1 protein-coding gene is annotated in these 1,554 nt (G+C 66.4%); it reads left to right on the forward strand.

Features of this window, described 5'->3' with window-relative positions; translation table 11 throughout:
• On the forward strand, positions 1–1,539 hold a 1,539-nt coding region (locus ACSFA3_RS22840; protein ID WP_435507744.1), incomplete at its 5' end, for an AMP-binding protein.
• Positions 1,540–1,554 lie beyond the last annotated feature (15 nt).

A 1,554-nucleotide genomic window follows, 5' to 3' on the forward strand; every position in this document is an offset into this window, starting at 1 on the left:
CTGGTGCCGGGCACCGAGGCGCTGCAGGTGCTGGCGCTGGACACGCTGGACACCGGTGGCCATTCCGATGCGGACCCGCAGGTCGCGCTCGGCGGCGAGAACCTGGCCTACGTCATCTACACCTCCGGCTCCACGGGAAAACCGAAGGGCGTGATGGTGCGGCACCTGTCGCTCAGCCACTTCATGCTGAGCATGAAAGACGCACCCGGCATGACGCAGGACGACGTGCTGGTCGCGGTCACGTCCCTGTCGTTCGACATCGCGGCCCTGGAGCTGTATCTGCCGTTGCTCAGCGGCGCGCGCCTCGTGCTGGCATCGAGGGATGTGGTGCGAAGCGGCAGTGCGCTCGGGAAACTGATGGATGACTGCGGCGCCACGGTGCTTCAGTCCACGCCCGCGGGCTGGCGGCTTTTGCGGGCCACCGGATGGAATGGTGGCCGGCTTGCGAACTTCAAGGGCCTGTGCGGTGGAGAAGCGCTGCAGGAGGACCTTGCAGAAGACCTGCGGGCGATCGGTGTCGAGCTCTGGAACATGTACGGCCCCACCGAAACGACCATCTGGTCGACGGCGGTCGAGGTTCGCGGCAGGCCTCGCATCGGCGGACCGATTGCGGCCACAACGCTCCACGTGCTGGACGGATTCCTGAACCCGACACCGGTAGGTGTGCCAGGCGAACTGTTCCTGGGCGGTATCGGCCTGGCGCGCGGCTACTTCCAGCGCGCGGGCCTGACGTCCGAGCGCTTCATTGCGGCGAAAGACGGTCAGCGGCTGTACCGCACGGGCGACCTGGTGCGCTGGAACGCCGAGGGGCAGCTGGAGTACCTGGGCCGCATCGACCACCAGGTGAAGGTGCGGGGCTTCCGCATCGAGCTGGGGGAGATCGAGGCGCAGTTGCAGGCGCAGCCCGAAGTGCGCGAAGCGGTGGTCGTTGCCAACGAAGGCCCGGCAGGAGCGAGGCTCGTGGGCTACGTCTCAGGGCAAGGAGTCGATACCGCCACGCTGCGAGAGCGCCTCGCAGAAGCACTGCCCGACTACATGGTGCCCAGCGTCATCGTGGTGCTCGATGCACTGCCACTGAACGCCAACGGCAAGGTAGACCGCAAGGCACTGCCAGCACCGGAGTTCACGAGCGATAGGGCGTATGAAGCACCGGAGGGCGAAGTCGAACAAGCGCTCGCAGCCATCTGGGTCGAGGTGCTGGGCGTCGCCCGCGTGGGCCGCAACGACAACTTCTTCGAACTCGGCGGCGACTCCATCCTCAGCCTCAAGGTGGCGGCGCGCGCTGCCAGGGCCGGCGTGCAACTGAATCCCCGACAGGTTTTTGAACACCAGAGCCTGTCGCGTATCGCCCATGCCATCAGGATCGATCACGCTTCGCAAGCGCCGGCAATTCCCGTACTGACGACAACACAGCGCGCCGACACCCTTGCGCTATCCCACGCGCAGACGCGCCAGTGGTTCCTGTGGCAGCTCGAGCCCGCAAGCACCGCGTACCACATCAGCGGCGCACTGAAGCTGGAAGGCAAGCTCCATGTATAGGCCGTGCGCGCGAGC

It is taken from the genome of Variovorax glucosi, from assembly GCF_051216695.1.
GTDB lineage: Bacteria > Pseudomonadota > Gammaproteobacteria > Burkholderiales > Burkholderiaceae_C > Variovorax.